This is a genomic window from Mesorhizobium sp. WSM4829 (genome assembly GCF_055811475.1).
In genome coordinates, this window is record NZ_JBVVQJ010000054.1 from 24,118 (window position 1) to 30,301 (window position 6,184).

At 63.7% G+C, this 6,184-nt stretch carries 4 protein-coding genes; 3 read left to right on the forward strand and 1 reads right to left on the reverse strand.

All coding sequences use genetic code 11. The features are described 5' to 3' along the window. Positions 1 to 8: 8 nt before the first annotated feature. The 3 genes from AC0L17_RS31560 to AC0L17_RS31570 all read left to right on the forward strand — a co-directional run bounded on the left by AC0L17_RS31560 (position 9) and on the right by AC0L17_RS31570 (position 3,793). On the forward strand, positions 9 to 374 hold the full coding sequence (locus tag AC0L17_RS31560; RefSeq protein ID WP_027153335.1) for an MmcQ/YjbR family DNA-binding protein: 366 nt from the start codon (positions 9 to 11) through the stop codon (positions 372 to 374). 252 nt (positions 375 to 626) lie between these two features. Beyond that, positions 627 to 2,105: a L,D-transpeptidase family protein gene (locus AC0L17_RS31565; protein WP_473518637.1), complete on the forward strand. Its 1,479-nt coding sequence runs from the start codon at positions 627 to 629 to the stop codon at positions 2,103 to 2,105. 137 nt (positions 2,106 to 2,242) lie between these two features. After that, positions 2,243 to 3,793 carry an MFS transporter gene (locus AC0L17_RS31570; RefSeq protein ID WP_023797308.1) on the forward strand — a complete coding sequence of 517 codons (1,551 nt, stop codon included), beginning with the start codon at positions 2,243 to 2,245 and terminating at the stop codon, positions 3,791 to 3,793. Positions 3,794 to 3,813: 20 nt separating this feature from the next. On the opposite strand, the gene AC0L17_RS31575 is transcribed toward AC0L17_RS31570, so the two are convergent. Beyond that, positions 3,814 to 5,775 (reverse strand): M23 family metallopeptidase, encoded by a 1,962-nt coding sequence (locus AC0L17_RS31575; RefSeq protein ID WP_023797309.1) that lies wholly within the window; start codon positions 5,773 to 5,775, stop codon positions 3,814 to 3,816. Between the last annotated feature and the right edge of the window lie 409 nt (positions 5,776 to 6,184).

Consider the following 6,184-nt stretch of genomic DNA (forward strand, 5'->3'; position numbering starts at 1 on the left):
GGGCGCAGATGACGTTGGACGACTACAACAGCTTCTGCGCCTCGCTGCCGTCGGCGACCCATGTCGTCCAGTGGGGCGGTGCTCATGTCTGGAAGGTCGGAGCCAAGGTCTTTGCGATCGGCGGTTGGAGCGATGGCAAGGAGCCGTTCGTCACCTTCAAATGCTCCGACATCGCTTATGACATCTTGAAGGAACAGCCGGGCCTTCGGCCCGCGCCCTATCTTGCCTCACGCGGCATGAAATGGATCCAGCGCCAGACCAGCCAAAGCATGGACGATGACGCGCTAAAAGACTATCTGCGCGAAAGCCACCGCCTTGTCGTGCTCAAGCTGACGAAGCAGGCGCGCAAGGAATTGGGATTCGCCGCCAGCTAGTGTTCTTGCTCCAGGCCGCCAGAAATCCGCCATCTTCATGCCCGGTTCATGTTGGAACCTTATGGTTGGCAACTGATTTGCTGGCGAAGGGTTCGCCTGCCGCAAAGGCCCGAAAATCGAATTGGATTTTCGGAAAGCATGATGCGGAGATTTTTACGTGTTAGTGCGTCCCTGCGCGTCCGAAGGGACGCGCGGCGCTCTAAAGAGATAACGCCGGGCGGCGGCAATTACGGACCGGAGAATTTGGCCAGCATGTTCCGCACGATCTTCACCCTTTCGGCGTTCGCCGCCGGGCTGCTTTCTTCGAGTGTAATGGCCGCGCCGACGCAGGACATCGCGCCGCTATCTGCCCGCGCCGCGGATGCCCGAGCCGCGGATAGCCATGCTGTGCTGGTCGCCCAGAACGGCGATTTCGACGTCTACTACGACGCCAGAGGAAACCGCGTCATCGTCGATACGGAAACCGGCAAGGTGCTCGCCATCCAGCCGCCGCAGACCAGGTTCGATCGCCGCGCACTCCGCCGCGAGGGCTTGCGCAATCTCGGACCGGTCGAGGACGACCGCTATTATCTCGACGATCCGGAGGACACGGCGCGCTTGCGCCGCAGGCAATTGGAAGAGGAAGGCCTAATCGTCGTACCGCCGGTCGACGAATATGATGCCTACGGCGATCCGGTGGACGCTTTTCCCGAAGCACCGCCGGAAGGCGGCAACTATGGCAACAATTATCCGGAAGCGCCGCAGCCGGTAAAGCCGCGCACCGTCATGCGCCAGCCGCTCAACGAGGCTGCGATCGAACCGGTCGAGCCGATGGCGCCGGGCGACCAGGCGGCACTGCCGCCAAAGATCGACGGCAAGATTGTCGTCGATCCGTCGCTTTCACTCGGTGCACGCCAGGAGGTCGCGGCGCTGCAAGTGCTGCTCGACCGCGCCGGCGCTTCGCCCGGCGTCGTCGACGGACGCTTCGGCTCGAATGTCGACAAGGCGCTCGCCGCCTACAACGAGATCACCGGCAGCAATCTGCGGTCGACCGATGTGGTCGGCATCCAGGCGGCCCTTGAGCAGTCCGGCGGCGATGCCTTCGCCTCCTACAGCATCACGCCAGAGGATGCTGCCGGCCCCTATGTCGCATCGGTGCCGGAGGACTACGGCCAGAAGGCGCAACTCGAACGGCTGAGCTATACCTCAGTCACCGAAGCGCTGGCCGAGCGGTTCCACATGGACGAGAACTATCTGAAGGTGCTCAATCCGGAAGCCAATTTCAACCGTCCCGGCACGATCATCAAGGTCGCCAATTTCGGCAGGCTGGTGGCCACGCCGGTGGCACGCATCATCGCCGACAAGGGCAAAAAGCAGGCCCGCGCCTATGACGCGTCGGGAAAGCTGATCGCGGCCTATCCAGCCACCATCGGCTCGGCTGACACGCCTTCACCCACCGGCACGCATGCGGTGTCGCGGGTCGCTCTCGACCCGAACTACACCTACAATCCGAACATCAATTTCAAGCAGGGCGAAAACAACAAGATCCTGACCATCCCGCCGGGCCCGAACGGCCCCGTCGGCTCGGTCTGGATTGCGCTGGACAAGCCGACCTACGGCATTCACGGCACACCCGACCCCTCCAAGATCGGCAAGACCGAAAGTCATGGCTGCGTGCGGCTGACCAATTGGGACGCGCGCGAACTGGCAAAAATCGTGTCGCCGGGCGTCACGGTGGAATTCATCGACTGAGCCCTATCCCAAATCATCGCGCAGTCCTGGGTCAACCCGGGAGCAGGCTCTTTGGGCGACGTGATCCCGTTCTGGTTTCAACGACAGCAACCCTCTGGCCGGTTGTTGCCGGCGCATAGGAGGTCTAAGCAGGCTTCATGCGTTCTCCAAGCGAAGTCGGCGCCGAAGCCGTCCCCCTGGTCAGGCCGCTGCCGGCCGATACGTTCTGCCCGCAATCGCGACGCAGGTTCGTGCTGATCGCGGCGATCCTGGCTTCCGCGCTCGGCTTCATCGACGGCTCGATCCTTGCCATCGCCACGCCGGCGATCCGCGTCGATCTTGGCGCCAGTTTCGCCGAGGCGCAGTGGATTTCAAACGCCTATGCGCTGACGCTTTCGGCACTCATCCTTGTTGGCGGCGCCGCCGGCGACCGTTTTGGCCTGCGGCATGCTTTCGTGGCAGGCATCGCGCTGTTCATTGCCGCCTCGCTTGCCTGCGCGGTGGCGCCGAATCCACCAATGCTCATTGCGTTTCGCGCCATTCAGGGCATCGGTGCTGCCATCATGGTGCCAGGCAGCCTCGCCATTATCGCCAAGGCCTATCCGAAGAAGGAGCGCGGCAGGGCGATCGGCATCTGGGCGGCAGCCTCGGCGCTGACGACGGCGCTTGGCCCGGTGCTGGGCGGCGTTGTCTTGTCGGCCTTCGGCGACGGCATCTGGCGGGTGATCTTCGCGGTCAATCTGCCGCTTGGTCTTGTCTCGATCTATCTTCTGCTCGCCAAAGTCCCGGCCGACGCACCGACCGAAAAGCGCAGCCTCGATCTCGGCGGGGCTGCACTCGCCACCTTGGCGTTCGGAGCGCTTGCCTACGGCTTGACTTCGATGAGCGCAGAGGGCGAGGGGCAAATGTCCGGCCCGAGCATTGCCGCCGGCGCGGTGCTGCTCATCGTGTTCATTGTCTTCGAGCGCCGCCAGCGCGAACCGATGATCGATCTCTCGCTGTTTCGGGTCGGCGCCTTCGCCGGCGCCAATGTGGCGACCTTCTTCCTCTATTTCGCACTGTCGGCCAACCTGTTCTATCTGCCGATGCTGCTCATCGCCGGATGGGGGCTGAGCGCCGCCGAGGTCGGCTTCATCTTCCTGCCGCTGTCGGTCTTGATCGCGCTGTTGTCGGGGCCGGTCGGCCAGTGGTCCGACCGGATCGGTCCGCGTTTTCCGATCGCCAGCGGCAGTCTCGTCGTCGCTGTCGCCTTTGCCGGGCTTGCCTTGCTGGCCTATGCCGGCATCCACAGTTTTTGGTGGGGCGTGTTTCCGCTGATGGCGCTGATGGGGCTCGGCATGGCGCTGGTGGTGTCGCCGCTGTCGACGGCGGTGATGACGGCGGTCGAGGACAAGGATACCGGTGCTGCCTCGGGAATCAACAATGCCGTCTCGCGCATTGGCGGCCTAATCGCAGTGGCGGCGATGGGGTCACTGGCGGCTTGGGTCTATGCAGCCGTGCTGAACAGCGGCGCCGCATCCGGCATTCCGGGTTTCGGCGAACCGGCGCCGGATGTCGATGCAGCAAGGCTTGCCGCCAGCGACGCAGCGTTCGCAGCAGTCGCCTTGGTGACCGCGCTGCTTTGCCTGCTCTCGGCGATCGTGGCGTGGACAACTGTTTCCGGCGAGCGACTGCCATGGCCGCGTGGATCCGAGGCTCCGCAGCGCTGAGCAGCCAGGCCCAACTCGGCTCAGCCTTCGATCTTGGCGCTCGCGACCTTCAGCGAATCATTGTCTTCCTGCTTGAGCAGATCATCGATGCGCCCGCGCTCGCGCTTGAAGGCAACGAGGTCGTCGCCCTTCAGCACCTTGCCGACCGGCAGGCGAACGCGCATCGGGTCGACCTTGGTGCCGTTGACGATCAGCTCGTAGTGGAGATGCGGACCGGTGGCGAGGCCGGTCTGGCCGAGAAAGCCGATGGTCTGGCCTTGGCGGACGCGCACGCCCGGCGCGATGCCTTTGGCAAATGCGCTCTGGTGATTGTAGGAGGTCTCGTAGCCATTGGCGTGACGCAGGATGATCTGTTTGCCATAGCCGCCGGCCCAGCCGGCCTTCTCGACGACACCGTTGCCGGCGGCGATGATCGGCGTGCCGATGGCGGCTGACCAATCGACGCCGGTATGCAAGCGCACATAGCCGAGGATCGGATGCCTGCGGGCACCGAAGCCGGAGCGGAATTTTCCTGCGGGCAGGGGATTGCGCAGCAGGAATTGCTGGGCGCTGCGGCCGTCCTCGTCGAAATAGTCGGTGCTGCCGTCCTGCATCTGGAACCGGTAGAAATTACGCGTCGTGCCGCCGAAGCTCGCCGAGACATAGAGCAGCTCGGATTCGTCGGATGCCCGGTCGTCGCCATCCGGCTGCGAGAACAGGACCTCGATGCGGTCCGACGGATTGAGCCGCGACTGGAAATCGACGCCGGACGCCAGGAGCTTGATCAGCCGCTTGGTCATCGCCTTGGACATGCCGTAGGAGTAGGCGGCGCGGTAGATGCCGTCATAGACGTTCGGCAGATTGCCGCGCACCACCACCGGCGGCGAATCATCGAAAGCGGTCAGCAATTCGGGATTGGGCTCCGGCTCCTGCGCCGGCACATATTGGCCGTGATCATCGAGCGCGATGGTGACGATATGCTGGGCCCTGTCGTAGATGCCGGTGCGAACGACCTTGGCGGCGTCGCCATGGATCTCGAGGCCGACGCGCAGCACGGTTCCCGCCTTGAGCGCTGTCGCATTCAGCAATTTGGCGATCGCCTCGGCCATACCGGTGGCGTCCTCGCCGGTATAGCCCGAATCGGCGAAAGCCTCGACGATGTTGCGGTCCCTGGTGAAGGGGATGATCTCCTCGGCGAAGGCCGGCGCCTGATCGTCGGGGGCAGCACGCGGCGACACCGAGACGTTTTCCGGAACGATCCTGACGTCGTAGGAGCCGGCCATGCTCTCGGCGAATGCATCGCCGAATCGCTGCGGGTCGACATAATGCAGCGACGCGACCTGCACGGCGCCGTCGCTCAGACCCGTGCCGGCCTCGCGCACCACCTTTTCCACCTCGTCGGCGGACAAGTCACTCTTTTCGTCGAACGCTGCCGTCTCGATTGGGAAATCGACCGTTTTCAGGCTCAACTCGCTTTCGACCTTGGCGCCATAGATCTGGCCTGCGGCGGCGGTCGCCGGCTGACCGGCATTGCCGTCGCGGTCGTCGCCAAACACCTGCATCGGATTGAAAGGCGGATAGGCGCGGCTGGTCGTGTGCCCGGCGGCAAGCGCCATCTTGATCTGCACGAAAGGCATGGTGTGGATGACATCGCGGTCGCCGACCTTGGTCACCATCGGCACTTCCATGCGCCGGCGGTCCTTGGCCTTGGCGATCTGGCGCGGCGCCACCAGCCTGGTGGTCTTGGCGATCTCGCCGGAATCGTCGCCTCTCGCAAGGCTGATCAGTTCGGCGATTTCGGGCGGCGTCGCCAATTGCTGACGGCCGTCGAGGGCTGCGAACAGCGCCACACCCATCAGCACGCTCGACGTCACGCCGGTAAGAAAAGTACCCGACAGCCAGCGCGCCGAAACCTCGCGCCGGTCGGGCGGGCCACTGCGACCGTCCGCAATCAGCGGCGGCTCGTTGCCGAGTTCGGCTATGACATTTTCCGTATCTGGCATCCAGAAAGGCTGCTTCTTCCCCGGGCGGGACGGCTTGTCGCTTTTGTTGTGGCCATGACATTTGCCTGTCACGGCGGGCGAAGTCAACGAAGCGGCTGGCTTCGGCCGAGATCCCCAGTCATACTTCTCTCTTAGTGGCTCTCTTACAGTCTCTTATAAGGCGCCGCGCCAGTGGTGCTGCGCCAGCTTCGTTGGCGTTGGTGTCAAACCGCAATGCGGCGGCAATAGGGCTCCGTGGCGGTGTTCGGCTTTGTTATCCCCATGCCGCCGCGGAAGTCGGCTACCGAAAATCGGCGCCGCAATCTTTCGTCGCAAAAAATTCAAAAAAGACCGAAATCGTTGTTGACACTTTGGATGGGCGCCGACTATATACGCCTCACCAACGAGGGCGGCGCGCCGCTGGCGACGA

What these genes read in the sequence shown, in the direction of transcription:
- AC0L17_RS31560 (WP_027153335.1), top strand. Translation starts at nt 9, where the DNA reads ATGACGTTGGACGACTACAACAGCTTCTGCGCCTCGCTGCCGTCGGCG.
- AC0L17_RS31565 (WP_473518637.1), top strand. Translation starts at nt 627, where the DNA reads ATGTTCCGCACGATCTTCACCCTTTCGGCGTTCGCCGCCGGGCTGCTT.
- AC0L17_RS31570 (WP_023797308.1), top strand. Translation starts at nt 2,243, where the DNA reads ATGCGTTCTCCAAGCGAAGTCGGCGCCGAAGCCGTCCCCCTGGTCAGG.
- AC0L17_RS31575 (WP_023797309.1), bottom strand. Translation starts at nt 5,775, where the DNA reads ATGCCAGATACGGAAAATGTCATAGCCGAACTCGGCAACGAGCCGCCG.